Here is a 25,344-nt window from a genome sequence, read left to right on the forward strand (position 1 = left end):
TGCCCTCTGGCAGCGTTCGCCTCTCTCTGCCACTACGTCCCTTTGTCATGTGCATTCCTTGCGACTGCTGACCTGGCGTCAAAAAAATATCCATTTGGATTGAATATTAGGTCTTAGGAGATTAGCTGGGACTTGGGTTAAGTGCACCCAATAAAAGCGGGGAGTTTAGTGGCGGTTTTTTGGCGACAATGGGTTGGCGGGGGGGGCATATCCGTTATTTGGGTAACGGCTGATAGGGGTTCCGCCCTTACGGCGGGTCACTTTTGGAAAAGAGCCGGAATGCCGGCCCAGCCAAAAGTGACCCGCTGTAAGAGCGGAACCAATATCCGCCGTTACCGAAGAAACGGATATGTACTCAATCAATCAAACACACCGAGCCCGCATAAAATCCCCCCACCTGCGCACCAGATAATTATGCTCATCCATCACCGAATTCCACACCGCAATATGCCCCATGCGTGCTTCATAAGACCCCCCATCCCGCACCTCACCCACATCAATCAACGGCAACCCATCACTCCCCAGCAACTCCTCCCGAGCCGGCTTGCCGGCATACCAGTAATCCCACTCCGCACTGCTCAAGTGATCCCGACTCCGCGCCGGATTGCCAATGTAATACCCCTGGCGCGCCATCACCGCCCCAGGCCACCCCGACAACCACCAATTCAAATACGCATAAGCCGCATCCAACACCGGCCCCTTCGTATGCCGCGACAACGACAACCCACCAAACCACGCGCGATACCCTTCACGCGGCACCGCCAAGCGGTATTTCACCCCCGCACGATGAAGGCGCATCAAGGTCGGCGACCACAGGCTCTGGATATCGATACTCGGGCTGAGCATCAATTGCGCCGCCTCTTCATCATCAGACCAGAACGCCGCAAAGTGCCCCTCCTTCTGCTTACGAACCAGGATGTCGGCGAGCACGTCGATCTCCTCGATGCTCATATTGCCGATGTCCCTGAAACTGGCCAGCCCCGCACCCTGCACCGCCAATGCAGCATCCAGCGCGCCGATAGCCGCGTCACTCTGCAGGGCCGTGCGTGCACGCCAAGCGGGATCGAGCAGCCAGCCCCAGCTTTCATTACCGTGGCAAAAGCCTTCGGGCAAGCGTTCGGGGCGGTAGGCGAAGCTGTCGGCGTTGTGGGTCAGGGGTAACATGCTGATGCGCTCGGTGACCGTGCTGCCGAGGCTGCCGTCGTGCTGCACGAACAACCGTTCGCTGGGCACGCTGCCGCTGCCCAGTCGGTCATCCGGTGATAGGCGACCGCGCTTGGGCAAATCATTGATTTCGTGCCACAGCGCGATGCGTCGGGTGTCGATAGGCTGGATCGCACGCGCCGGCCACACGAAGTCGACGTTGTGGAACCATTGGTCGTACAGGTCATAGCTGTCGGGTTGCATCACCGCGATGCGTTGGGCCTGCTCGACATCGTGCACTTGGTAGACCAGGCGAATACCCAGCTCCTGTTCCGCACGGACGCGCAGGCATTCAAGCAGGGTGACGGAGGTGCCGAGGACGCGCAGAGTGATCATGCCGCGAACCGCCGCGAGAACACGTTGAAGGAACGTCGCAACAGTTCGGGGTCTAGACCACGCAGGATAAACACCAGGCGCGATTGCCGATCGGTGCCCGGCCATGCAGGCAAATGAACCGGCGCATGCAGGCAATGCTGCACACCATGAATGACGATGGGAGCGTTACTGGCGTTCACGTTGAGCAGCCCTTTGACACGAAGGATTCGTTCGCCGTGGCATCTTAACAGCATCGACAACCACACCCCGAAACCCACCCAGTCCAGCGGCTGGTCGAAGGTCAGGCTGCACACTTGGGCGGCGCCGTGGGTAGCGGTGGTGGTGCGATGCAGTTGCCAGCGACTGACTTCCACGGCAGGTTCGGCGCCGCGCAGGCCTTCGCCGAGCAACAGTTGATCGCCGCTGTGGATGTCGTGGGTATCGAGGATCGGCGTACCGGCATTCAGCGCCTGCAAGTGAGCGCGCAACGCCGTGCAATCGCCGGCCAGGTCGGTTTTGCTCAACAGCAGGCGATCCGCCGCCGCCACCTGCGCCAGCCATTCCGGGTGCAGGCGTTCTTGCAGGGCGGCGTGGCTGGCATCGACCAGGGTGATCACCAGGCCCACATGAAAACGCCCGCGCAGTTGCACGTCGTTGTTCAGGGTGGCAAGAATCGGCGCCGGGTCGGCCAGGCCGGTGGTCTCCAGAATGACGCGCTTGAACGCCGGGATTTCACCACGCTCGCGGCGTTGCAGCAGGCCGAGCAGCGCGTCTTTCAACTCGCCTCGGATCGAACAACACACGCAGCCGCTGGGCAGCAGTACGGTGTCTGGCGCGACTTCTTCCACCAGCAGATGGTCGATACCGACATCGCCGAATTCGTTGATCAGCAGCGCGGTGTCGCCCAGGCTTTCGCCTTGCAGCAGACGCTTGAGCAAGGTGGTCTTACCGCTACCCAGGAAGCCAGTGATGACATTAAGGGCGATGCTCATACGGATGACTCCAGATGATCCAGCAAGCGCGGATCGAGGGGATCCAACGGACGGCCGAGCATCGTTTCGGCCGCCTGCCAGAGTTGATCCAGACCGCTGGCCAACTCCTGCTTACCGGTAGCGCCCAGCAGCAGATACGACGCGCCCTGGAAGTCTTCGACCTTGAGCCGGAACACCGCCAGCACCTGGTTGATGGCGGCGATTCGGCGCAGGCGTTCGCGGCGTCGGGGCAGTTCGTCGCCCAGAGGATCGCTCCAGTGCAAGTCTTCGCCGAGCAAGCCGCAGAGTCCACACATAGCTATACCTCACTCATGGCATGACATCGCCGGAGTTCGGACCCAGCGTCTGGCCGACGAACAGGTTGCCACCGGGCTCGCTGGCCAGCAGCACCGCCGTGGGCGCCACTTCATCCGCCAGGCCGAAGCGCCCCAGGGGCAGTTCCTTGGCCTTGGCGCGTTTCCAGTCGTCGCTGATACCGCCCACCAACGGCGTCTCGATCGGGCCGGGCGCGATGGCGTTGACCAACACATTGTCCTTGGCCACTTCCAGGGCCAGGGACTTGGTGAAGCCGATCACCCCGGCCTTGGCCGCCGCGTAATGGGTCAGCTCGGCGCCGCCCTTGATGCCCAGTTGCGAGGCGACGTTGATGATCCGCCCCCAACGCTGCGCAAGCATGTGCGGCAGGGCGCGCTGGCTGGCGACGAACACGCTGGTGAGGTCGACGCGCAGCATGTCGTTCCACATCTCGATGGTCAGGTCGACGCAGCGCGCCTGGGTGAGCATACCGGCGTTGTTGACCAGGATATCGATGCCACCGAAGTGTTCGACGCAACGGTCAACACTCGCCTGCGCACCGTCGACGGTGCCGACATCGGCCAGGCATTCGAACACCTCGGCGCCGAGGTTGCGGCAGGTGATCGCCGTTTCCGCGAGGCTGGCGGCGTTGCGGTCGGCCAGCACCAGGCGCGCGCCTTCAGCGGCGTAGGCACGGGCGATGGCGGCACCGATGCCGCTGCCGGCGCCGGTGATCACCGCGCGGCGGTTTTCCAATTGTCTCATGTTCATTCCTCAATCAGTCCGGCCAGCGCACGGTTAAACCACCGTCGATGACAATGCTTTGCCCGGTCAGATAGCTCGACGCGTCACTGGTCAAAAACTGCACCAGCGACGCCACCTCATCCGCCCGCCCTACCCGGCCCAATGGAATCGCGCGCGCCGCTTTGGCCAAGCCTTCCGGCCCCAGCGAGTTCTTTGCATCCAGCGACTGCGGCGTCTCGATCAACCCAGGAATCACCGCATTGCAACGAATGCCCTTGGCCGCCAGTTCCACCGCCAGCGACCGGCACAACCCCGGCACGCCAGCCTTGGCCGCCGCGTAGTGGCTGTGTTCCTGCCAGCCATACACGCCGCCGGCAATCGACGAAATCGCCACCAGCGCGCCGCCTGCATGCATATGTCGAGTTGCCGCGCGGAAGGTGCGCATCACCCCCGTGAGGTCGACATTGAGCATTTCGTCCCACAACGCGTCGGTCATCTCCAGCAAGGGTGCGCGGCGCAGCAGGCCGGCGTTGGCCACGGCGTAATCGAGTCGGCCGAAATGCTGGATGGCTTGCGCGGCCAGTGCATCGACGGAAGCGGTGTCACCCACGTCCAACGGCAGCATCAGGCACTCGCCGCCCGCCTCGTCCACAAGGCTGACGGTGGTCTGCGGGTCATGGGGATCGGCCGGGTAATACCCGCCGACCACCGCCACACCGTTGCGCGCATAGGCCACGGCGAGGGCTTGGCCGATGCCGCTGGCAGCACCGGTAATCAAGGCAACTTTACGACTCATCGAACACTCCTTACTGAACGGTTTCCGGACGCACATGGCGTGCGGCAAACATCAAGGCGCCGGACAGGAAGCACGGCAGCGCACCGAACCACAGCGCGGCGGTCTGCCAGTCGCTGCCAGCGGACAACACTTGGGTCGCACCAAAGCCTGCGACTACCGCACCAATCGGGCCCATGGCGTGGATGATTGCGCCGCCGGTAGCGCGAATGCTGGTGGGGAAACTCTCGCTGATAAAAAACAGCGCCGCCGAGTACGGCCCGATCAGGAAGAACAAACCCAGGCTATACAGCCCGACCACCATCGGCATATTGCTCGGGCCAAACAGCATCCCGGCGAACGACAGTCCGCCGAGCATCCAGCCCAGGCCAATGACATTGCGACGGCCGATCTTGTCGCCCATCCAGCCGTGGCTGAGGTAGCCGCAATAGCCGACCAGGTTCGACAGCACCAGGATGATCAGCGAGTTCTCGAACGAGATGTGGTGCACGCTGATGATCACCGAGGTACCGAGCACGCTGAACACCTGGATCGCCGCCCAGTTGAGCAACAGTGCCGCGCCAATCACTAAGGTGGCGCGACGCGCCGGGCCACGGAACGCGGCTTTAAGGCCCGCCTTGCTGTGTTCGTCGTAATCCACGCCATAGGTGGCGGCGACGTTTTGCGCTTCTGTGACGGCGCCGCTTTTACGCAATTGGCTGATGCGCTGGTGGATCTGGAACTGCGGGCTCTCCTTGAGCTTGCGCGCCATGATCGCGATGACGATGGCCGGGATCGCGGCGAAGATAAAGCAGCCCTGCCAGCCAATGATCGGCAGCAACAGCGCGGTCAAACCGGCGGCAATCAACGCACCCACCGGCCAGCCGCCTTGTACCAGGCTGTAGATAAAACCGCGGCGCTTGGTCAGGCGCGGATCCTCAGAGGCGCCATACAACTCACTCAAATACGTGGCGTTGACGGTTTCCTCGGCATAACCCAAACCGCCCAACGAACGGATCAGGATCAACGGCGATTTTCCCCACGCCCCGCCAATCGCGGTCAGCGCCGAGCACAGCGCAGAGCCGGCCACGGTGAAGATGATCCCGGTGCGCCGCCCCAATTTATCCACCACCGGGCCGATGGCAAACGCGACCACCGCCGTGCCCACCGCCACCCACGTCGCGATTTCAGCTTGCTCCACTTCACCCCAGCCAAAATGCCGGCCGATCTCCGGCAGCAACGTGCCGAACAGGATGAAGTCATACACCGCAAACACCCAGGCAAAAAACGCGATCCAGGTGGCGAAACGCACCTCCTTGGACGTCAGTTGCCGGGGTTTCCAGCCAGTCAGGTCAAGCTTGTTGTAGATGGACATGGGTCGCGCCTCAGGAATAAGGGGTCAGGTACGGGGTTGGCGGCGGATGAAGTCGTCGGCGATTTCGTCAAAGGTGACAAAGCGCACGCCGGCATGGCTCTGGATGTGTTCGATCAGGCGCTCCAGCATCAGCAGCACTTGCGGGCGGCCAGAGACGTCGGGGTGGATGGTCATGGTGAACACCGCGTGTTCGTATTCGCGGTAGACCCAGTCGAACTGGTCGCGCCACATTTCTTCCAGGTGACGCGGGTTGACGAAGCCGTGGCTGTTGGGGGCTTTTTTGATGAACATCATCGGCGGCAGGTCGTCCAGGTACCAGTTGGCCGGGATCTCCACCAGGTCGGTTTCTTCGCCGCGCACCAGGGGTTTCATCCAGGTGTCGGGGTGCTGGCTGTAGTCGATCTTGGTCCAGCTGTCGCCCTTGCGCACGTAGTAGGGGTGGAAGTCGTTGTGCATCAGGCTGTGGTCGTACTTGATGCCTTTTTTCAGCAGCAGTTCGTTGGTGACCTTGCTGAATTCCCACCACGGCGCCACGTAACCCGTCGGGCGTTTGCCGGTGACCTGGGTGATCAGCTCGATGGATTTATCCAGGACGATTTCTTCCTGCTCGGCGGTCATGGCGATGGGGTTTTCGTGGCTGTAGCCGTGCACACCGATTTCGTGACCGGCGTCGGCCACGGCTTTCATTTGCTCGGGGAAGGTTTCCATCGAGTGGCCGGGGATAAACCAGGTGGTGCGCAGGCCGTAGCGTTCGAACAGTTTGAGCAGGCGCGGCGCACCGATTTCCCCGGCGAACAGGCCACGGGAGATGTCGTCCGGCGAATCTTCGCCGCCGTAGGAACCGAGCCAGCCGGCCACGGCGTCAACGTCGACGCCGAATGCACAGAGAATGTCTTTAGCCATGATGTGTCTCCTTAAACGTTGAGTACGGATTCGACGGACAACGCTGCGCGCAGCAGGCGAGCGTCTTCCCCCGTCGGGGCGCTGAGCAGCAGCCCGGTGGGCAGGCCCTGGGCATCGCGGCCGCTGGGCAGGGTCACGCCAGGCATGTCGAGCAAACTGCCGGGCATGGTCAGGCGCAGGGTGGCGAGGTTGGTGTTCAAAAACAGGTCGTCGTCGGCTTCCAGCGCTGCCAGTGCGGGTGCGACGTGGGCGACGGTCGGCGTGATCAGGAGGGCGCCGTCGAGGTCGTCGACCAGTTGCTGTTGCAGGCGGCGGCGGGCATCGACCAGATGCAGCAGTTGGCTGGCCGGCAGCGTGCGCGCGGCTTCGAGGCGGCGGCGTACACGTGGGTCAAGTTGTTCGGCGTCGGGGCTGTCGAGCAAGGCTTCGTGCAGGGCGAAGGCTTCGAAGGAACCGAGCCAGCCGTGGTGTTTGATCAGGTCCAGGGTGGCCTGGAAGGTCGGGCATTCGCGCTCTTCGATCAGTGCGCCGTGGGCCTTGAGTTGCTCCACGGCGCGCAGCAGGTTGTTGCGCACGGCGGCTTCGACGTCCTGTTGCGCCAGCACAAAACGCTGGCCCTTGAGACTGCGAGGGGTGTGGGTTTGGCGACGGCCATGCAGCAGATCGTCGATTGCCAGGGCATCACGCACACTGCGAGTCAGCGGGCCGAGGCTGTCGAGGGTGTGCGCCAGGGGGAACACGCCGTCGCGGCTGTAGCGTCGGCTGCTGCTGCGGTACCCCACCAGGCCGTTGAAGGCCGAGGGGATGCGGATCGAACCGGCGGTGTCAGTGCCCATGGCGATCGGCACGATGCCAGCGGCGACGGCCACCGCTGAACCGGACGACGAACCGCCAGGAATGCGCGGTTGGTCAGTGCCATGGGGGTTGTGCGGCGTGCCGAAATGCGGGTTCAGGCCCAGGCCGGAATAGGCCAGCTCGCTGAGGTTGGTCTTGCCCACGCTGACCATCCCGGCGCGGCACAGCAGGCCCACGGTCGGGGCGTCGAGCAACGCGGCAGGCGCAGTGCGGCGGTAGGCCGCGCCCGCAGTGGTGACGCTGCCGGCCACGTCGAACAGATCCTTCCAAGCCAGGGGCACGCCGTCGAATACGCTCAACGGCTGGCCGACGCGCCAACGGGCGGCAGAGGCTACGGCTTCACGACGCGCACGCTCGGCGGTCAGGCTGATAAACACCGCCGGGACCTCACTCGCCTTTTCGAGTGCCTGTTCGAGGATTTGCACCGGGTCGCTACGACCGCTGGCGAAATCTTCAGCCATTGAAGTGGCGTCTGACATCAGAGTGACCCTCAAAAACGTACATATTAAAAAAATGTACATTTTACAAAGGCAGCTTTCGTGCCAGTCTTTCTCAGGCAGCATTTACGCAACCAGGGGATTTCGCCCAGAGCTACGGGATAGATGGTTTTAACCAGCGGGAAAAAATCTTGCCAGGCCGAAGGAAAGCGCTTTCCATGAAATAATGTATCTTTTACTAATAAGTACATTTTGGTGCAGAAAAGTAACATTCCCCGATTCCGAGCCCCACAAAGGTGCCACCGCTGTGGCGCAGGGTGACAGGCGTAACTTATGAGAGAATCCCCGGCCACCGTCCTACAAGCCCCAGAGAAAGCGATGAAAGCAGCGTCCGCCTCGGCCTCCCGTTACGCGATGATTCACCAGGTATTGCGTGATGCGATCGTCAACGGCACCGCGCGCCACGGCCTGGTCTTGCTGGAAGCGCCACTGGCCGAATTGTTCGGCACCAGCCGAGTGCCGGTGCGTCGGGCCCTGGACCTGCTGCATGAGGAAGGCCTGATCTGTCGCTTCAACGGCCGGGGTTACCTGATCAATCCCGAAGGCCTGGCGATGGAACCGCTGCGCTTGCCCTTGAGCCATGCGCACCTAGGCCTCAACGGCGAAGATGAGTTGGTGGATACGCGGCCACTGGGCGAGCGCATCGTCGAGGAGATTGGCGCGGCGTTGTCCACCTGCATTGCCTTCGGCCATTACCGCCTCGATGAGCAAGCCGCCGCCGACCACTACGGCGTCAGCCGCGCGGTAGTGCGTGAAGCGCTGATGCGCCTGCGCGATCGGGGGCTGGTGGAAAAAGAGCCCTACTCCCAATGGTTGGCCGGACCGCTGACCGCCCGTGAAGTCACCGAAGACTACGAGCTGCGCGCCTGCCTGGAACCCGAAGCTTTGCGCCAAAGTGCGCCGGGGCTGGACCGCGAGATGCTGGAAGCGATGTTGCAACGCGTGCTGGATGCCCAGGACAGCGCCCACTGCAGCCTGGAGGCCATCGAACAGATCGAGGAGGACTTGCACCAGCGCTGCCTCGCCGGCTTGCAGAACCGCAAGATCGCGGCGTTGATCCGCCAAGGCCAAAGCCCGATGATCATCAGCCGGATTTTCTACCGTTTGCTGGGGATCGGCGCCGATCCGGCCATGCTGGCCGAACATCGTTTGATTCTGGAGTTGTTGTTGCACGGTGCATTTGATGCAGCGGCATTGAATCTGCGTGAGCACTTGCAACGCGCACGGCAGCGCATGCTGCAACGGTTGAAAGTGTTGTCAGTGCTGCCGGAGCAGCCATTGCCGAGTTATCTGCATAAGATCAGCTGAATTCATGCAATTTGTTGCTAACTTCACGCGACCATTGAAACCACCGCTACCCCGCCCCATCTAACCTGCATACTTCCTTATGCAGGTGCCCCATGAGCGACCAGCAAGAATTCCCTGATTACGACCTCAACGACTACGCCGACCCCGAAAACGCTGAATCCGCGTCCTCCAATACCGGCCTGGCCCTGCCAGGGCAAAACCTGCCGGACAAGGTCTACATCATCCCGATCCACAACCGGCCTTTCTTCCCGGCGCAAGTGCTGCCGGTGATCGTCAACGAAGAGCCGTGGGCCGAAACCCTCGAGTTGGTGAGCAAATCCGACCACCACTCCCTGGCCCTATTCTTCATGGACACGCCGCCGGAAGACCCGCGCCACTTCGACACCTCCAGCCTGCCGCTGTACGGCACCCTGGTGAAGGTGCACCACGCTAGCCGCGAAAACGGCAAGCTGCAATTCGTCGCCCAGGGCCTGACGCGCGTGCGCATCAAGACCTGGCTCAAGCACCACCGCCCACCGTACCTGGTGGAAGTCGAATACCCGCACCAGCCGAGCGAGCCGACCGATGAGGTCAAGGCTTACGGCATGGCGTTGATCAATGCGATCAAGGAGCTGCTGCCGCTCAACCCGCTGTACAGCGAAGAGTTGAAGAACTACCTCAACCGCTTCAGCCCCAACGACCCGTCGCCACTCACCGACTTCGCCGCCGCGCTGACGTCGGCCACCGGTAACGAGTTGCAGGAAGTGCTGGACTGCGTGCCCATGCTCAAGCGCATGGAAAAAGTGCTGCCGATGCTGCGCAAAGAGGTTGAAGTCGCGCGCCTGCAAAAAGAACTCTCCGCCGAGGTCAACCGCAAGATCGGCGAGCACCAGCGCGAGTTCTTCCTCAAGGAACAACTCAAGGTCATCCAGCAGGAACTGGGCCTGACCAAGGACGACCGCAGCGCGGACGTCGAACAGTTCGAGCAACGCCTGGAAGGCAAAGTGCTGCCGCCCCAGGCGAAAAAACGCATCGATGAAGAATTGAACAAACTGTCGATCCTCGAAACCGGTTCACCGGAATACGCGGTGACACGCAACTACCTGGACTGGGCCACTTCGGTGCCGTGGGGCGTGTTTGGCGAGGATAAACTCGACCTGAAACATGCGCGAAAAGTGCTGGATAAACACCACGCGGGCCTGGATGACATCAAGAGCCGCATCCTTGAGTTCCTTGCGGTGGGTGCCTATAAGGGCGAAGTCGCCGGTTCCATCGTGCTGCTGGTCGGCCCGCCGGGCGTGGGCAAGACCAGCGTGGGTAAATCCATCGCCGAGTCCCTGGGCCGGCCTTTCTACCGCTTCAGCGTCGGCGGCATGCGTGACGAGGCCGAGATCAAGGGCCATCGCCGCACCTACATCGGCGCCCTGCCGGGCAAGCTGGTGCAGGCGCTTAAAGATGTGGAAGTGATGAACCCGGTGATCATGCTCGACGAGATCGACAAGATGGGCCAGAGCTTCCAGGGCGACCCGGCGTCGGCCTTGCTGGAAACCCTCGACCCGGAGCAGAACGTCGAATTCCTCGACCATTACCTGGACCTGCGCCTGGACCTGTCCAAAGTGCTGTTCGTGTGCACCGCCAATACCCTGGATTCCATCCCCGGCCCGCTGCTGGACCGTATGGAAGTGATTCGCCTGTCGGGCTATATCACCGAAGAAAAAGTCGCCATCGCCAAGCGCCACCTGTGGCCGAAACAGCTGGAAAAAGCCGGCGTATCGAAAAACAGCCTGACCATCAGCGATGGCGCCTTGCGTGCGTTGATAGACGGTTACGCCCGCGAAGCCGGGGTGCGTCAGTTGGAGAAACAGCTGGGCAAACTGGTGCGCAAGGCGGTGGTCAAGTTGCTGGACGAGCCGGACTCGGTGATCAAGATCGGCAACAAAGACCTGGAAAGCTCCCTGGGCATCCCGGTATTCCGCAACGAGCAAGTGCTGTCCGGCACCGGCGTGATCACAGGCCTGGCCTGGACCAGCATGGGCGGTGCGACCTTGCCGATCGAGGCGACGCGTATCCACACGCTCAATCGTGGTTTCAAACTCACTGGGCAGTTGGGCGAAGTGATGAAGGAGTCCGCGGAAATCGCCTACAGCTACATCAGTTCGAACCTGAAGTCATTTGGTGGTGATCCGAAGTTTTTCGACGAAGCCTTCGTGCACTTGCACGTGCCGGAAGGCGCCACGCCGAAAGACGGCCCGAGCGCCGGGGTGACCATGGCCAGTGCGCTGCTGTCGCTGGCGCGTAACCAACCGCCGAAAAAAGGCGTGGCCATGACCGGCGAGCTGACGCTGACCGGGCACGTACTGCCGATTGGCGGCGTACGCGAAAAGGTGATTGCGGCGCGGCGCCAGAAGATCCATGAACTGATCTTGCCGGAGCCGAATCGCGGCAGTTTTGAAGAGCTGCCGGAGTACCTGAAGGAAGGCATGACGGTGCACTTTGCCAAGCGCTTTGCGGATGTGGCGAAGGTGCTGTTCTGATAGTTATGTAGTGCCTGGTCTGGCCTCATCGCGGGCAAGCCCGGCTCCCACAGGGATCGGTGTTGTTGATGACAAATCGGTCAAATGTGGGAGCGGGCTTGCCCGCGAAGGCGTCAGTCGCCACAGCGCAAATCCCTCCTTGTCACACCTTGTCTCATCTTCGGTTATGCTCGCCCTTCGTCGTGAATCAACGGAGCCCCCATGACCGCTGCCCGCCTGCTTCTCCCCTTGAGCCTTGCCCTGCTGGCCGCGTGCGCCAGTGCACCGAAGCAAAACGTCACCGTGGACAACCAGAGCGCCTGCCCGCTCCAGCTCAAAAGCGGACAAAACCTTATCCTCACGTTGCCGAGCAACCCCACCACCGGTTACCGCTGGGCCATCCAGGACTCCGCTGGCGGCGTGCTGCGCGCGCTGAGCCCGGAGGTCTACAGCAGCTCGGAATCCGGTGTGATCGGCGGCGGTGGCCAATCGACCTGGCGTTTCCAGGCTTTCGCAGCCGGCCAGGGTCGTTTGCGCCTGACCTCCCAGCAACCCTGGGAACCGGAAGCCGAACCCGTCGAAACCTTTGACTGCGCCATCACGGTGAACTGATATGCCATGGCTGATTCTTGCGTTGATGGGCGCCGGCACCTTTATCTACGGCCTGACCACCCATGCCACCTTGCTGTGCCTGCTGGTCAAACCGCTGCCGGTGCTGGCGCTGCTGGGCTGGCTGCATGACGCGCCGCCCACCGACTATCGACGCTGGATCAGCCTGGGGCTGATTTTTTCCCTGGTGGGTGACGTATTGCTCGCCTGGCCGGGCGACCTGTTCATCTTCGGCTTGGGTGCCTTCCTGTTTACGCATTTGGCGTACCTCAAAGCCTATTTCAGTGACTGTCGCCGCCTGGCGCTGCTGCCGCTGGTATTGGCGCTGGGCGTGGGCGCGATCCTGCTGAGCATCCTGATCTCCCACGGCCTGGGCGACCTGCTGGTTCCGGTGGTGGTTTACGCACTGGTGATCAGCGCCATGCTCTGGCGCGCACTGGCCCGGCTGGGCAGCGATGTGCCGAAGCGTTCGGCATGGCTGGCGGCGGCAGGTGCGGCGTCGTTTGTGTTTTCCGACACGCTGATTGGTATCAATCGGTTTGTGGTGGCGTTCGAGGCGGCGCCGTATTTGCTGATCACCACGTATTGGCTGGGTCAGTGGGGCATCACTGCCTCGGCTTTCCATCAGACAACCCGCGCACATGAGGGCCAACTTGGCTAAAATGCCGGCCTTTCCCCAATCGTCGCCGGAACAACCGTGAGCAAAGAACCCGATCGCCTATTCGCCCAGCCCCTGCCCCAGGTGCCGGACTTCGCCTTTAACGAGGACGTGGTGCGGGTGTTCCCGGACATGATCAAGCGTTCGGTGCCAGGCTACCCGACCATCGTCGAGAACCTCGGCGTACTCGCCGCGCAGTTCGCCCAGCCCAACAGCGTGTTGTATGACCTGGGATCCTCGCTGGGCGCGGTGACCCAGGCCCTGCGCCGCCACGTGCGCACCGACGGTTGCCGGGTAATCGCGGTGGATAACTCGGCCGCGATGGTCGAGCGGTGCCGCGAATACCTCAATGGCCAGGACTCGATGTTCCAGGAGCTGCTGCCGGTCGAGGTCATCGAGGGCGATATCCTCGCGCTGCAGTTCCAACCGGCCTCGGTGGTGGCGCTGAATTTCACCCTGCAATTCATCGCGCCCGATGAACGCCTGGCGCTGCTCGCGCGCATCCGCCAGTCGCTGTTGCCGGGTGGCGCGCTGATCCTCTCGGAAAAGCTGCGTTTCAACGATGCAGAAGAACACGCGCTGCTCACCGATCTGCACATCGCGTTCAAACGCGCCAACGGCTACAGCGAACTGGAAATCGCCCAGAAACGTAGCGCCATCGAAAACGTCATGAAGCCCGACAGCCTCGAAGAACACCGCGAGCGCCTGCTGGCGGCCGGTTTTTCGAAAGTCGTGCCGTGGTTCCAGTGTCTTAACTTTGCCTCGTTGATTGCCTTGCCATGATTGATCTGTCTCCCCTCGCCCGCCATCTGGTCGGCACTCCCCTGGCCGTGTGGGCCCAGGGCCTGCAAGCGCAACTCGATAGCAAGATGGAAAAGGGTCATGGTGACCTGGAACGCTGGCAGAGTGCGCTGGATGCACTGCCAAAAATCCAGCCCAGCGACGTGGATTTGCTTAACGGACTGACGCTCGATACCGATTGCGACGACGATACCCGCGAGCAGATGCATGCCGCGCTGATGGGCCTGAGCCCGTGGCGCAAAGGGCCATTCAACCTGTTCGGCGTGCATGTGGACACCGAATGGCGCTCGGACTGGAAGTGGTCCCGCGTGGCACCGCACCTGAACCTGAAGGGCAAGCGCATCCTCGACGTGGGCTGCGGCAACGGTTACTACATGTGGCGCATGCTCGGCGCCGGGGCCGACAGCGTGATTGGCGTGGACCCGAACTGGTTGTTCTTCTGTCAGTTCCAGGCGGTGCAGCGTTACCTGTCAGAACCCAAGGCGTGGCACCTGCCGTTCCCGTTCGAGGACCTGCCGGCGAATCTGGAAGGCTTCGACACGGTGTTTTCCATGGGCGTGTTCTATCACCGGCGTTCGCCCATCGAGCATTTGCTGGCGTTGAAGGACACCCTGGTCAAAGGCGGTGAATTGGTGCTGGAAACCCTGGTGGTGGAAGGCGATCAGCAACAGGTGCTGGTGCCGGAAGACCGTTACGCGCAGATGCGCAACGTATGGTTCCTGCCGTCAGTGCCGGCGTTGATGCTGTGGCTACGCCGCGCAGGATTCAGCGACGTACGCTGTGTGGATGTGAGTGTGACCACGGTCGAGGAACAGCGTGGGACCGCGTGGATGAAGTATCAGTCGCTGAGTGACTTCCTCGATCCGCACGATCACAGCAAGACGATTGAAGGGCTGCCGGCGCCGATGCGGGCGGTGATCATCGCCCGCAAATAAATCTCAAAGGGACGGCTTGGCTCTTCGCGCCTTGAAGAACTCACTCAAGACCGTCCCGCATTCCTCGGCCAACACCCCCCCTTCAAACAGCACCTTATGATTAAGAAAGCCCTGGGTAAAAAACTGCCCCTGGCTTTGCACGATCCCCGCTTTGGGTTCCAGCGCGCCATACACCACGCGCGCAATCCGCGAATGCACGATCAGCCCCGCGCACATGCTGCACGGCTCCAGGGTCACATAGAGCGTGCTGCCCACCAGGCGATAGTTGCTGATGGCCTGCGCGGCGGCGCGGATGGCGACCATTTCGGCGTGGGCGCTGGGGTCGTTGCCGCTGATGGGGCAGTTGAAGCCACGGCCGATGATTTCGCCGTCTTGCACCAGCACCGCACCGACGGGCACTTCACCCAATGCAGCGCCTTGGGCGGCAAGGGCCAAGGCTTCGCGCATGAAGTCCTGGTCGCGGCTGCGGTCGATGATCGCAGTGGGACGAAACTGGCGCATCACGCCACCTCGATGGCGGCCATCAGGCCGGTTTCCATGTGGTCGATCACGTGGCAGTGGAACATCCACACCCCTGGATTATCCGCCACCAACGCCACGCGGGCGCGCTCGTTTTTACCCAGCAGGTAGGTGTCGGTGAAGTACGGGATCACCTTGTGGCGGTTCGAGGCGATCACCTTGAAGCTCATGCCGTGCAGGTGAATCGGGTGCTGGTACTGGGTCATGTTTTTCAATTCGAAAATATAGCTCTTGCCCTTTTCCAGCTTGGCAATCGGACGGTCGGCGCAAGTCTTGTCGGTGATGTCCCAGGCCTTGCCGTTGATCTGCCACAGGCTTGGTGGTTTCCCGTCATCCACGGACACCGTGCCGACCCACTCGAAATTGAAGTTGAGTTTCTCCGCATTGGCCAGGTCTGGCTCGGCAATCGGGTTGGCGGGCAATGCAGGCGGCCACTCAGTCCGCGCATCGGCGTTGGCCACCGAACGGAAGGTACCCAGGCGTACCGGGCCATTGCGGATCGACAGCTCTTCGCCCGCCGGCGGTGCCTTGATCGCCAGGCAGATGCGCATGCCGGGGCCCAACCAGTATTCCTTGCCCAGCGGGCGCGGCTCGATGGGGTTGCCGTCCAGCGCGTAGATCTGCGCCTCGACATCCGGAATGTTGATGCGATAGGTCAGGGTGTTGTCGAGGTTGAGCAGACGCACGCGAGTGACTTGCCCGGCGGGCAAATCGACGACTGCCTGGGACACGCCATTGATCGTCGACAACCGCCCGGCCGTGCCGCCGCGTGCCGCTTCACGGGGAATGCTGAAGGCCACGAAAGCGCCCTCTTCGTCCACGTGCCAGCTCTTTAGGCTAAGCGTGCGCTCGTACTTGAAACCGGTGGGTTCGCGCTCTTCGATGATCAGCGGGCCGACCAGGCCACGGCCGAGTTCTTCGCTGCTGTTCACGTGGGGGTGATACCAGTAGCTGCCGGCGTCGGGCACACGGAATTTGTAATCGAAATACTCACCGGGCAGTACCGGCAACTGCGAGACGTAGGGCACGCCGTCCATTTCCAGCGGCAGGCGGATGCCATGCCAATGGATGGTGGTGGCGACCGGCAAGTGGTTGATGAAACGCACCCGAAGCCATTCGCCCTGGCGCACCCGCAACTCGGTGCCCGGCGCTGACGGGCCAAATGCCCAGGCTTCGGTCTTGTGACCCGGCACCAGTTCCACATCCAGAGGCGCGGCGATCAGCTCGTAATCATGCCCCGCCTCGGCCTCGGCGACTTTCCCCAGCCAGTAGCGGTAGGCGCCACCGGCACCGACGCCCACTACGGCCAGGCCTGCAAGACCACCCAGGATTTGTCGACGGGAAAAGGATCGGGACACAACAACCTCACGTATCGGCCGCAGGCCCAAGGCCTGCAAAGGGCAGATACGATACACCTGCCCCGGCTAAACAGTAAGGCTTCGCATTGCCGCAGTGGGCGGATCAGGCCTTGGCGGCCGCCAGGATCAGGGCTTTCATCTCGGCCACGGCACCTTTGAAACCGACGAACAGCGCGTGCGCCACCAATGCATGACCGATGTTCAGCTCGTTGATACCCTTGATCGCCGCCACGGCTTCGACGTTGTGGTAGTGCAGGCCATGGCCGGCGTTGACGATCAAGCCTTCCTTGAGGCCGCAGCTCACGCCGTCGATGATGCGTTGCAGTTCGTCGGCCACTTCAGTCGGCGTCGTGGCATCGGCGTAACGGCCGGTGTGCAGTTCGATGGCCGGTGCACCGACACGGCGCGAGGCTTCGATCTGGCGCTCGTCAGCATCGATGAACAGCGACACTTCGCTGCCGATCTTCGACAGGCGTTCCACGGCGGCCTTGATCCGCGCTTCCTGGCCGGCCACATCGAGGCCGCCTTCGGTGGTCAGTTCCTGGCGGGTTTCCGGTACCAGGCAGATGTGCGCCGGGCGGATGCGCTCGGCGAACTGCATCATTTCCTCGGTGACGCCCATTTCGAAGTTCATGCGGGTCTGCAGCACATCCTTGAGCACCAGCACGTCACGTTCCTGGATGTGGCGGCGGTCTTCGCGCAGGTGCACGGTGATGCCGTCGGCGCCCGCTTCTTCGGCGTCCAGCGCGGCCTTGACCGGGTCAGGGTAACGGGTGCCCCGGGCCTGGCGCAGGGTAGCGACGTGGTCGATGTTGACGCCAAGAAGAATGCGATTGCTGGTGGTCACGGAAGCGCTCCTGAAAAGGGAAAGAAACGCTGCACAGCATACACGGGGTTGTCAGGGCTTTCGAAACAACTCGCGACTGACCAGCGGCCGTCCGCCCAAGTGCACGGCCAGGGCCTGGCGCATCAGACGCTTGGCGGCAGACAAGGCACCGGGAGCGGTCCAGTCGGCTTCGCTCATGGCCAGCAGCTCGGTGCCCTGGAACAGGCCCGGTTGCAGCAGGTAGACGCGCTCCAGGCCGGCGTCGACCTGCAGACGGTACATGCCGTCGGCCGCGATGGGGTCGCCGTGCAGGTCATTGGTCAGTTCAAAACCGTAGCCCAGGTCGTCGAGCAGGCGCCATTCGAAGGCGCGCAGGAGTGGTTCCAGAGGACGCCCTTCGGCCAGGGCCAACAAGGTGGCAGCGTAGTGATCGAAGACGGCCGGGTGCGGGTCTTCGGCAGGGAGCAGGCGGATCAACAGTTCATTGAGGTAGAGCCCACTGAACAGCGCCTCGCCATTGAGCCAGGCGGACGTGCCGACGCTTTCCATGCGACCGACGTTTTTCAGCTCGCCCTTGCCGCGAAACTCCACGTCCAGGGCCACGAATGGCCGTGCCAGCGTGCCCGCCTTGCCTCGCGCACTGCGCAAGACTGCACGCAGGCGGCCTTGGGGCGTGAGGAAGTCCACCAAGGCGCTGGTCTCACGGTAGGCGCGGCTGTGCAGGACGTAGGCGGGTTGGCTGGGGGGTGGGGATTGGGACATGGGAGTCTCGATGACGGAACGCAAACCATGAAATAGCGAAGAACCACTGTGGTGAGCGGGCTTGCCCCGCGCTGGGCTGCGCAGCGGCCCCAGACAAATCACCGCAGTTCTTTCAGGCAGATCTCAGTGACTGGTTTTAGGGCTGCTTCGCAGCCCAGCGCGGGGCAAGCCCGCTCATCACAAACAGCCTGCTCACCACAGCAAGCCCGCTCCCACATTTTTAGTCCTGCGGTGTTCTTACAGGTCGCCGTAGCCCAGGGAACGCAATGCACGCTCATCATCGGACCAACCACCCTTCACCTTCACCCACAGGTTGAGCATGATCTTGGAGTCGAACAGCAATTCCATGTCCTTGCGCGCTTCGGTGCCGATACGCTTGATGCGCTCGCCCTTGTCGCCAATGATGATTTTCTTCTGGCCGTCACGTTCGACGAGGATCAGCGCATGGATATGCAAGGTCTTGCCCTGCTGCTTGAACTCTTCGATTTCGACGGTGATCTGGTACGGCAGCTCGGCGCCCATCTGGCGCATGATTTTCTCGCGCACCAGTTCGGCGGCGAGGAAACGGCTGCTGCGGTCGGTGATCTGGTCTTCCGGGAAGAAATGCTCGTTTTCCGGCAGGTGCTCGGCGATCACGCGCTCCAAGGCATCCAGATTGTGGCCGTGCTGGGCGGAGATCGGGATGATCTGCGCGTTCGGCAGTTGTTCCTGCAACCAGCTCAAGTGCGGCATCAGCTCGGCTTTGTCTTCGATGCGGTCGGTCTTGTTCAACGCAACGATCAGCGGGCCGGTGACGTACTGCACACGCTCCAGAACCATCTGGTCTTCGTCGGTCCACTTGGTGCGGTCAACCACGAAGATCACCACGTCGACGTCTTTCAACGCCGCCGAAGCGGTCTTGTTCATGTAGCGGTTAAGGGCTTTCTCGCCACCTTTGTGCATGCCTGGGGTGTCGACGTAGACCGCTTGCACGGTGCCTTCGGTCTTGATGCCCAGCATGTTGTGGCGGGTGGTCTGCGGCTTGCGCGAGGTGATCGCGAGCTTCTGGCCGAGGATGTGGTTCAGCAGCGTGGACTTGCCCACGTTCGGGCGGCCGACGATGGCAACATAGCCACAGCGTGTTGCGGTTGAATCAGTCATGGCCATTCTCCACGCCCAGGGCAATCAGTGCTGCAGCGGCCGCTACCTGTTCGGCAATGCGACGGCTCACACCCTGACCTCGGCTTTTTTCGTTCAGTAAGGTGATTTCACATTCCACGAAGAACACGCGGCAATGGGGCTCACCCTGGATATCCACCACTTCGTAGCGTGGCAGTTCGCAACCACGGGACTGCAGGAATTCCTGCAGGCGGGTCTTGGGGTCTTTGTTGGTGTCGACCAGCGTGAGGCTTTCGATCTCGGAGGTCAGCCACGCGGTGACGCGCTCCTTGGCCGCTTCCATGCCTGCATCGAGGTAGATGGCACCGATCAGCGCTTCGAGGGCGTCGGCCAGGATCGACTCACGGCGGAAACCACCGCTCTTCAGCTCACCGGACCCCAGGCGCAGGTACTCGCCCAGGCCGAAGCCACGGGCCAGCACCGCCAGGGTCTCGCCCTTCACCAGGCGTGCGCGCAGGCGCGACAGCTGGCCTTCACGGGCTTGGGGGAAGCGCTCGAACAGCGCCTCACCGGCGACGAAATTGAGGATGGCATCACCGAGGAATTCCAGGCGTTCGTTGTTACGCCCTGCAAAGCTGCGGTGTGTGAGGGCAAGGACCATCAATTCCTGGTCCTTGAAGGTGTAGCCGAGCTGGCGCTCGAGACGACTTAGAGAAACGCTCACGGTTTACCCATATCTGTTTGGTGGCACCGGCGGCCATCGACGATTGACGCAGTGTTCAAATTCAAATCCTGGTTGGTACAGCATGAGGCAGGACAGATTTGTCCCCACCCCAGAAAAGCATTCGGCGCTGTGTTCACAGCGCCGCCTGTATTACTTGATCAGCCCGACCCGCGAGAAGTTCGGCAGGTGGCTGAGTTTAGGTTCCGGCCAGCTCATCCAGACCGCGAAGGCCTTGCCGACGATATTCTGGTCGGGAACCATGCCCAGCAGGTCCTTGGGAATGTTGGGGTCATCCCAGTACCGGCTGTCATTGGAGTTGTCGCGGTTGTCGCCCATCATGAAGTAGTGCCCGGCCGGCACTGTCCACTGGCCGTCAGGCTGGGCACGGTAGCGGCTCATTTCCTTGCGGATTTCGTGCTCTACCGTGCCGAGTTTTTCCTGGTACAACTCGGCGCTGCCCAGGCTGTTCGGCTCGGAGCCGATCAGTTTCTCGGCCACCGACTCACCGTTGATGAACAGGCGCTTGTCGCTGGTGTAGCGGATCACGTCGCCCGGCAGGCCAACCACACGCTTGATGTAGTTGACGTTCGGGTCGCTCGGGTAGCGGAACACCATCACATCGCCGCGCTGCGGGTCACCGACTTCGATGACCTTCTTGTCGATCACCGGCAGGCGGATCCCGTAGGAAAACTTGTTCACCAGGATGAAGTCGCCGACGTCCAGGGTAGGTTTCATCGACCCCGACGGGATCTGAAACGGCTCTACCAGGAACGAACGCAGCACCAGCACGATGAACAACACCGGGAAGAACGACTTGCCGTATTCAACCAGCAAAGGCTCTTTGTTCAGCTTCTCGATCACCACGCCATCGGGCTGGCTGACGCTGCCTTGATAGGACGCGATAGCCGCCCGCCGACGCGGGGCGAAGAACACCAGATCGAGCAACGCCAAGAGACCGCAAACGGCAACGGCGATGACCAGCAACAGCGGGAAATTTAGCGACATAGGACCTAACTATCCAACCTGAGCACCGCAAGGAAGGCTTCTTGTGGAACTTCCACGTTACCTACTTGCTTCATGCGTTTTTTACCGGCCTTTTGCTTCTCAAGCAGCTTGCGCTTACGGCTTACGTCACCGCCGTAGCATTTGGCCAGTACGTTCTTTCTGAGTGCCTTGACGGAGGTCCGCGCAATGATCTGCCCGCCAATGGCGGCCTGGATCGCGACGTCGAACATCTGGCGCGGAATCAGTTCTTTCATCTTCTCGGTCAACTGGCGACCTTTGTAGTGCGCGTTGTCCTTGTGCACGATCAGTGCCAGGGCATCGACCTTGTCGCCGTTGATCAACACATCCAGTTTCACCAGATTAGCCGATTGGTAACGGTCGAAATGGTAATCCAGCGAAGCATAGCCGCGGCTGGTGGATTTGAGGCGGTCGAAGAAGTCCAAGACCACTTCGTTCATCGGCATGTCATAGGTCACTTGGACCTGGGTGCCGAGGAACAGCATGTCGCGCTGCACGCCACGCTTTTCGATACACAGGGTAATGACGTTGCCCAAGTGTTCCTGCGGAACCAGGATGTTGGCCCGCACGATAGGCTCGCGCATGTCTTCGATTGCCGAGAGATCCGGGAGCTTGGACGGGTTGTCGACGTAAATCGTTTCACCGGTTTTCAGCAACAACTCGAAAATAACCGTTGGCGCGGTGGTGATCAGGTCCAGGTCGTATTCGCGTTCAAGGCGCTCCTGGATGATTTCCATGTGCAGCATGCCCAGAAAGCCACAGCGGAAGCCGAAGCCCAGGGCGTCGGAGCTTTCCGGGGTGTACTGCAACGACGAATCGTTGAGTGTCAGCTTTTGCAGGGCTTCGCGGAAATCTTCGAAGTCATCGGAGCTGACCGGGAACAGACCGGCGTAGACCTGCGGCTGGATGCGCTTGAAGCCTGGCAGCACATCGACATCCGGCGTGGAGCTGAGCGTCAGGGTGTCACCCACCGGCGCGCCGTGAATGTCCTTGATACCGGCGATGATGAAACCGACTTCACCGGCTTTCAGATCAACGGTCGCGGTGTGCTTGGGGTTGAACACACCGACGCTGTCCACCAGGTGGATCTTGCCGGTGGATTTGACCAGGATCTTGTCGCCCTTCTTCACGCGGCCGTGGCGCACGCGTACCAGGGAGACAACGCCCAGGTAGTTGTCGAACCAGGAGTCGATGATCAACGCTTGCAGCGGATCTTCGTAGTTGCCGGTCGGGGCTGGAATGGTATGCACCAGGCGTTCGAGCACTTCGTCGACACCCAGGCCGGTCTTGGCGCTGCAAGTGACGGCGTCGGTGGCGTCGATGCCGATGATCTTCTCGATCTCTTCCTTGACGCGCTCAGGCTCGGCCTGGGGCAGGTCGATCTTGTTCAACACGGGCATGACTTCCAGGCCCTGCTCGATCGCGGTGTAGCAGTTGGCAACCGACTGCGCTTCCACACCCTGCCCTGCGTCAACCACCAGCAAGGCACCTTCACAGGCCGCCAGGGAACGGCTGACTTCGTAGGTGAAGTCGACGTGGCCGGGGGTATCAATGAAGTTCAGCTGGTAGGTGATGCCGTCTTTGGCTTTGTAGTACAGCGTAACGCTGTGGGCCTTGATGGTGATCCCGCGCTCGCGTTCGAGGTCCATGGAGTCCAGGACCTGGGCTTCCATTTCACGCTCGGCAAGGCCGCCGCACATCTGGATGAATCGATCGGCCAGCGTCGACTTACCATGGTCAATGTGGGCGATGATGGAGAAATTGCGGATATGACTCAAATCACTCACGGATCAACACTCAAAAAGGCTGCAGGCAGATTGCCCGCTGAAAAATAGCCGGGAATTGTACCTGATGCTCGGGCCAGACGTCATCTTTGCTGACCAGAACAAAAATGCCCCGATCTCTCGACCGGGGCATTTTTTGTTCATAAGCGCGCAATCAACCGGCCCGGCGCAGTAGCCAGAACCCGGCCAGGGCACAGATGGCCGTGGGCACCAGCACCGCAAACAGCGGCGAGAAGCCGAACACCAGGCTCGACGGGCCGAGCAGGTCCTGGGCGATGCGGAAGGTGAAGCCCACCAGCACGCCGGTGAATACGCGCTGACCCAGGGTCACGGAACGCAATGGGCCAAAGATGAAGGAAATCGCCATCAGCACCAACGCGGCCGTCACCACCGGCTGCAACACCTTGACCCAAAATGCCAGCCAGTAGCGGCCGTTGTTCAGCCCTTGATCCTTCAGGTAATGGATGTAACCCCACAGACCGGAGATCGGCAGGCTTTCGGGGATCATCACCACGGTATTCAACAGTTCCGGCTTGAGGGCGATATCCCACTCCTGGCTCGGCACGTTGATCACTTCGGTACTGGCCTTGGTGCCTTGGCCGATATTACGGAAGTAAGTGGTGGTGACGTCGCTGAGTTGCCATTTTTCGCTACCGTATTGCGCACGTTTGGCGAAGCTTGACTCCAGCAAGTGACGTTCTTTGTCGAACGTATAGCGCGTGACACCAATCAACAGGCCACCCGGCTGCACGGCGTTGATGTGGATGAATTCATCGCCCTGGCGGTGCCACAGGCCGTGCTTGGAGCTTTGTGCGTCGCCCGAACCCTGGGCCAGGGCACGATTGGCCTGGGCCGTGGTTTCGGCCGGCGGCGCGACGTATTCACCGATCAGCACGCTGCACGCCATCAGCAGCAGCATGGGCTTCATGACCGCCCAGACGATACGACCGATGGACACGCCGGCGGCGCGCATGATGGTCAGTTCGCTGTTGCTGGCCAGGCTGCCCAGGCCGATCAGGCAGCCGATCAGAGCGGCCATCGGCATCATGTCGTAGAGGCGGCGCGGCGCGGTGAGGGCCACGTAGCTCAGCACGTCCCACACGGTGTAGGTGTCGGTGACGTTACCCACTTCATCGATGAAGGCGAACAACGACGCCAAGCCGAGGATGATGCCCAACACCGCCAGAATGGCGATCAGTACGCTGCTACCAATGTAGCGATCGAGCTTAGCCACGAGCCAACTCCTTCTGGCCACGACGGCTCATCATTTTCAAACGGATCGGTTCCCAATAGAGCAGGCCCAGGCCAATCACCAGGAAGATCCCGTGCACCCACCACAGGCCCAGGGTTGGCGACAGCTTGCCCTTCTCCAGGGAACCACGGGCGGAAATCAGGATGGTGAGGTAAGCCATGTACAGCAGGATCGCCGGCAACAGCTTGAGGAAGCGGCCCTGACGCGGGTTGACGCGCGACAGCGGCACCGCCATCAAGGTCACGATAAACACCAGCAGCGGCAGGGAAATCCGCCATTGCAGCTCGGCAATCGAGCGCAGTTCCTTGCTGCCGAACAGCTCGGTGGTCGGGATGGCGTCGCGGTCGGTGACTTCGTCGCTGATGTCCGGACGGGCCAGCATCACGCCATAGGTGTCGTATTTGATCGCACGGTAATCGGCCATGCCCGGACTGCCATCGTAGCGATAGCCATTTTCCAGGATCAGGTAGCGACTGCCGTCAGGACGCACTTCCTGGCGACCGGAATCGGCCACCAGTACGGAAATGCCACGGTCTTTCTTGTCCTGGCCCAGGCGCTTCTCGGAGATGAACACGCCGCCCAGGTTGGCGCGATCGTCGGTCAGGGTTTCGGTGTAGGTCACCCGTGAACCGTCATTGAGCGCCTGGAAGCGGCCCGGTTCGAGGGTGTCGAACTCGGTCATCGCGTCCTGTTTATTCAGTACCAACTGAAACTGCATGGCGCCCTGGGGGGCCAGGCTCAGGCTCAGCCAGGCGACGATCAGCGCGACGCCGGCAGCCGGAATCATGGTCATGCCCAGCAGGCGTTGCTGACTCATGCCGGTGGCCGAGAGCACGGTCATTTCGCTTTCGAGGTACAGGCGGCCGTAGGCCAGCAGGATCCCGAGGAACAGGCCGAGCGGCAGGATCAGCTGCAGGAAGCCCGGCAGGCGAAAGCCCATGATCAGGAACAGCGAGCCCGGATCCAGTGCGCCGGAGGCAGCCTGGGCCAGGTATTTGACGAAACGACCACTCATGATGATGACCAGCAACACCGCACTCACGGCACTCAGGGTCAACAGGACTTCGCGGGACAGATAACGGAAGACGATCAAACCAGACACTCCAGGGTTGTCAGGCTAAGGCGGCCAAACAAGCAAGCATACCGAGTCAGCCCGCATGCACGGGCCGGCTAAAAAGATGGCGCATTATCCTGTGATTGACCGCGCCTGTCACGGAGCTTGCTCATGCACGTGCACAAAGCGGG

General features: G+C 61.6%; 24 protein-coding genes. 6 read left to right on the forward strand and 18 right to left on the reverse strand.

Annotated features, from left to right (window positions below):
• Positions 1 to 363 precede the first annotated feature (363 nt).
• From ACP7BX_RS04245 to ACP7BX_RS04280, 8 genes are read right to left on the reverse strand one after another with little or no spacing between them, the layout of a single operon-like run.
• Complete coding sequence (locus ACP7BX_RS04245) at positions 364 to 1,539, reverse strand: ABC transporter substrate-binding protein (RefSeq protein ID WP_426128344.1); 1,176 nt, start codon at positions 1,537 to 1,539, stop codon at positions 364 to 366.
• A complete protein-coding gene (locus ACP7BX_RS04250) occupies positions 1,536 to 2,510 on the reverse strand; it encodes a CobW family GTP-binding protein (protein ID WP_426128342.1) in 975 nt (324 codons plus the stop codon). Before ACP7BX_RS04250 ends, ACP7BX_RS04245 begins: the two co-directional genes overlap by 4 nt.
• A complete protein-coding gene (locus ACP7BX_RS04255; RefSeq protein ID WP_177111662.1) occupies positions 2,507 to 2,806 on the reverse strand; it encodes a hypothetical protein in 300 nt (99 codons plus the stop codon). Before ACP7BX_RS04255 ends, ACP7BX_RS04250 begins: the two co-directional genes overlap by 4 nt.
• Positions 2,807 to 2,819: 13 nt before the next feature.
• Positions 2,820 to 3,569, reverse strand: coding sequence for an SDR family NAD(P)-dependent oxidoreductase (locus tag ACP7BX_RS04260; RefSeq protein ID WP_426128340.1), 750 nt, complete (start codon positions 3,567 to 3,569; stop codon positions 2,820 to 2,822).
• 13 nt (positions 3,570 to 3,582) lie between these two features.
• Complete coding sequence (locus ACP7BX_RS04265; RefSeq protein ID WP_314535458.1) at positions 3,583 to 4,344, reverse strand: SDR family NAD(P)-dependent oxidoreductase; 762 nt, start codon at positions 4,342 to 4,344, stop codon at positions 3,583 to 3,585.
• 10 nt (positions 4,345 to 4,354) lie between these two features.
• The gene (locus tag ACP7BX_RS04270) at positions 4,355 to 5,695 is read right to left on the reverse strand and encodes an MFS transporter (RefSeq protein WP_095014842.1); all 1,341 of its coding nucleotides are present in this window, start codon (positions 5,693 to 5,695) and stop codon (positions 4,355 to 4,357) included.
• A gap of 24 nt (positions 5,696 to 5,719) precedes the next feature.
• Positions 5,720 to 6,598, reverse strand: coding sequence for a polysaccharide deacetylase family protein (locus ACP7BX_RS04275; RefSeq protein ID WP_426128337.1), 879 nt, complete (start codon positions 6,596 to 6,598; stop codon positions 5,720 to 5,722).
• Positions 6,599 to 6,609: 11 nt separating this feature from the next.
• Entirely contained in the window at positions 6,610 to 7,932 is a 1,323-nt protein-coding gene (locus tag ACP7BX_RS04280; protein ID WP_426128335.1) for an amidase, read from the reverse strand.
• 336 nt (positions 7,933 to 8,268) lie between these two features.
• On the opposite strand from ACP7BX_RS04280, the gene ACP7BX_RS04285 reads away from it, so the two are divergent.
• From ACP7BX_RS04285 to cmoB, 6 genes are all read left to right on the forward strand, one after another.
• Positions 8,269 to 9,258 (forward strand): GntR family transcriptional regulator, encoded by a 990-nt coding sequence (locus ACP7BX_RS04285; RefSeq protein ID WP_038851289.1) that lies wholly within the window; start codon positions 8,269 to 8,271, stop codon positions 9,256 to 9,258.
• Positions 9,259 to 9,350: 92 nt separating this feature from the next.
• The gene (gene lon, locus ACP7BX_RS04290) at positions 9,351 to 11,771 is read left to right on the forward strand and encodes an endopeptidase La (RefSeq protein WP_033902440.1); all 2,421 of its coding nucleotides are present in this window, start codon (positions 9,351 to 9,353) and stop codon (positions 11,769 to 11,771) included.
• A 201-nt stretch (positions 11,772 to 11,972) separates the two neighbouring features.
• The gene (locus tag ACP7BX_RS04295; protein ID WP_033902441.1) at positions 11,973 to 12,362 is read left to right on the forward strand and encodes a protease inhibitor I42 family protein; all 390 of its coding nucleotides are present in this window, start codon (positions 11,973 to 11,975) and stop codon (positions 12,360 to 12,362) included.
• A 1-nt stretch (position 12,363) separates the two neighbouring features.
• A complete protein-coding gene (locus tag ACP7BX_RS04300; protein WP_426128332.1) occupies positions 12,364 to 13,020 on the forward strand; it encodes a lysoplasmalogenase in 657 nt (218 codons plus the stop codon).
• Between the two features lie 36 nt (positions 13,021 to 13,056).
• Positions 13,057 to 13,800, forward strand: coding sequence for a carboxy-S-adenosyl-L-methionine synthase CmoA (gene cmoA, locus ACP7BX_RS04305; RefSeq protein WP_061435429.1), 744 nt, complete (start codon positions 13,057 to 13,059; stop codon positions 13,798 to 13,800).
• Positions 13,797 to 14,753, forward strand: coding sequence for a tRNA 5-methoxyuridine(34)/uridine 5-oxyacetic acid(34) synthase CmoB (gene cmoB / locus ACP7BX_RS04310; RefSeq protein WP_426128330.1), 957 nt, complete (start codon positions 13,797 to 13,799; stop codon positions 14,751 to 14,753). The genes cmoA and cmoB overlap by 4 nt, the downstream gene beginning before the upstream one ends.
• A 3-nt stretch (positions 14,754 to 14,756) precedes the next feature.
• Here cmoB and tadA read toward each other — a convergent pair whose 3' ends face one another.
• The 10 genes from tadA to lptF form a co-directional block, all read right to left on the reverse strand.
• Complete coding sequence (gene tadA, locus ACP7BX_RS04315) at positions 14,757 to 15,254, reverse strand: tRNA adenosine(34) deaminase TadA (protein ID WP_033902446.1); 498 nt, start codon at positions 15,252 to 15,254, stop codon at positions 14,757 to 14,759.
• A complete protein-coding gene (locus ACP7BX_RS04320; RefSeq protein ID WP_426128328.1) occupies positions 15,254 to 16,630 on the reverse strand; it encodes a multicopper oxidase family protein in 1,377 nt (458 codons plus the stop codon). The genes tadA and ACP7BX_RS04320 overlap by 1 nt, the downstream gene beginning before the upstream one ends.
• Before the next feature lie 103 nt (positions 16,631 to 16,733).
• Entirely contained in the window at positions 16,734 to 17,477 is a 744-nt protein-coding gene (gene pdxJ, locus ACP7BX_RS04325; protein WP_095014831.1) for a pyridoxine 5'-phosphate synthase, read from the reverse strand.
• 51 nt (positions 17,478 to 17,528) lie between these two features.
• The gene (gene recO / locus ACP7BX_RS04330) at positions 17,529 to 18,218 is read right to left on the reverse strand and encodes a DNA repair protein RecO (protein ID WP_133074554.1); all 690 of its coding nucleotides are present in this window, start codon (positions 18,216 to 18,218) and stop codon (positions 17,529 to 17,531) included.
• Between the two features lie 237 nt (positions 18,219 to 18,455).
• Entirely contained in the window at positions 18,456 to 19,358 is a 903-nt protein-coding gene (era, locus tag ACP7BX_RS04335) for a GTPase Era (RefSeq protein ID WP_033902448.1), read from the reverse strand.
• Positions 19,351 to 20,040: a ribonuclease III gene (rnc, locus tag ACP7BX_RS04340; RefSeq protein WP_016978270.1), complete on the reverse strand. Its 690-nt coding sequence runs from the start codon at positions 20,038 to 20,040 to the stop codon at positions 19,351 to 19,353. Before rnc ends, era begins: the two co-directional genes overlap by 8 nt.
• Positions 20,041 to 20,190: 150 nt before the next feature.
• Entirely contained in the window at positions 20,191 to 21,045 is an 855-nt protein-coding gene (gene lepB, locus ACP7BX_RS04345; protein WP_033902450.1) for a signal peptidase I, read from the reverse strand.
• A 5-nt stretch (positions 21,046 to 21,050) separates the two neighbouring features.
• Positions 21,051 to 22,850, reverse strand: coding sequence for a translation elongation factor 4 (lepA, locus tag ACP7BX_RS04350; RefSeq protein WP_003188853.1), 1,800 nt, complete (start codon positions 22,848 to 22,850; stop codon positions 21,051 to 21,053).
• A 151-nt stretch (positions 22,851 to 23,001) separates the two neighbouring features.
• Positions 23,002 to 24,081: an LPS export ABC transporter permease LptG gene (lptG, locus tag ACP7BX_RS04355; protein WP_016978268.1), complete on the reverse strand. Its 1,080-nt coding sequence runs from the start codon at positions 24,079 to 24,081 to the stop codon at positions 23,002 to 23,004.
• On the reverse strand, positions 24,074 to 25,192 hold the full coding sequence (gene lptF / locus ACP7BX_RS04360) for an LPS export ABC transporter permease LptF (protein WP_028618984.1): 1,119 nt from the start codon (positions 25,190 to 25,192) through the stop codon (positions 24,074 to 24,076). The genes lptG and lptF overlap by 8 nt, the downstream gene beginning before the upstream one ends.
• Positions 25,193 to 25,344: the final 152 nt, after the last annotated feature.

The organism is Pseudomonas sp. DWP3-1-3b3, from assembly GCF_049896305.1.
In the GTDB taxonomy this organism is placed as follows: Bacteria; Pseudomonadota; Gammaproteobacteria; order Pseudomonadales; family Pseudomonadaceae; genus Aquipseudomonas; species Aquipseudomonas azotoformans_A.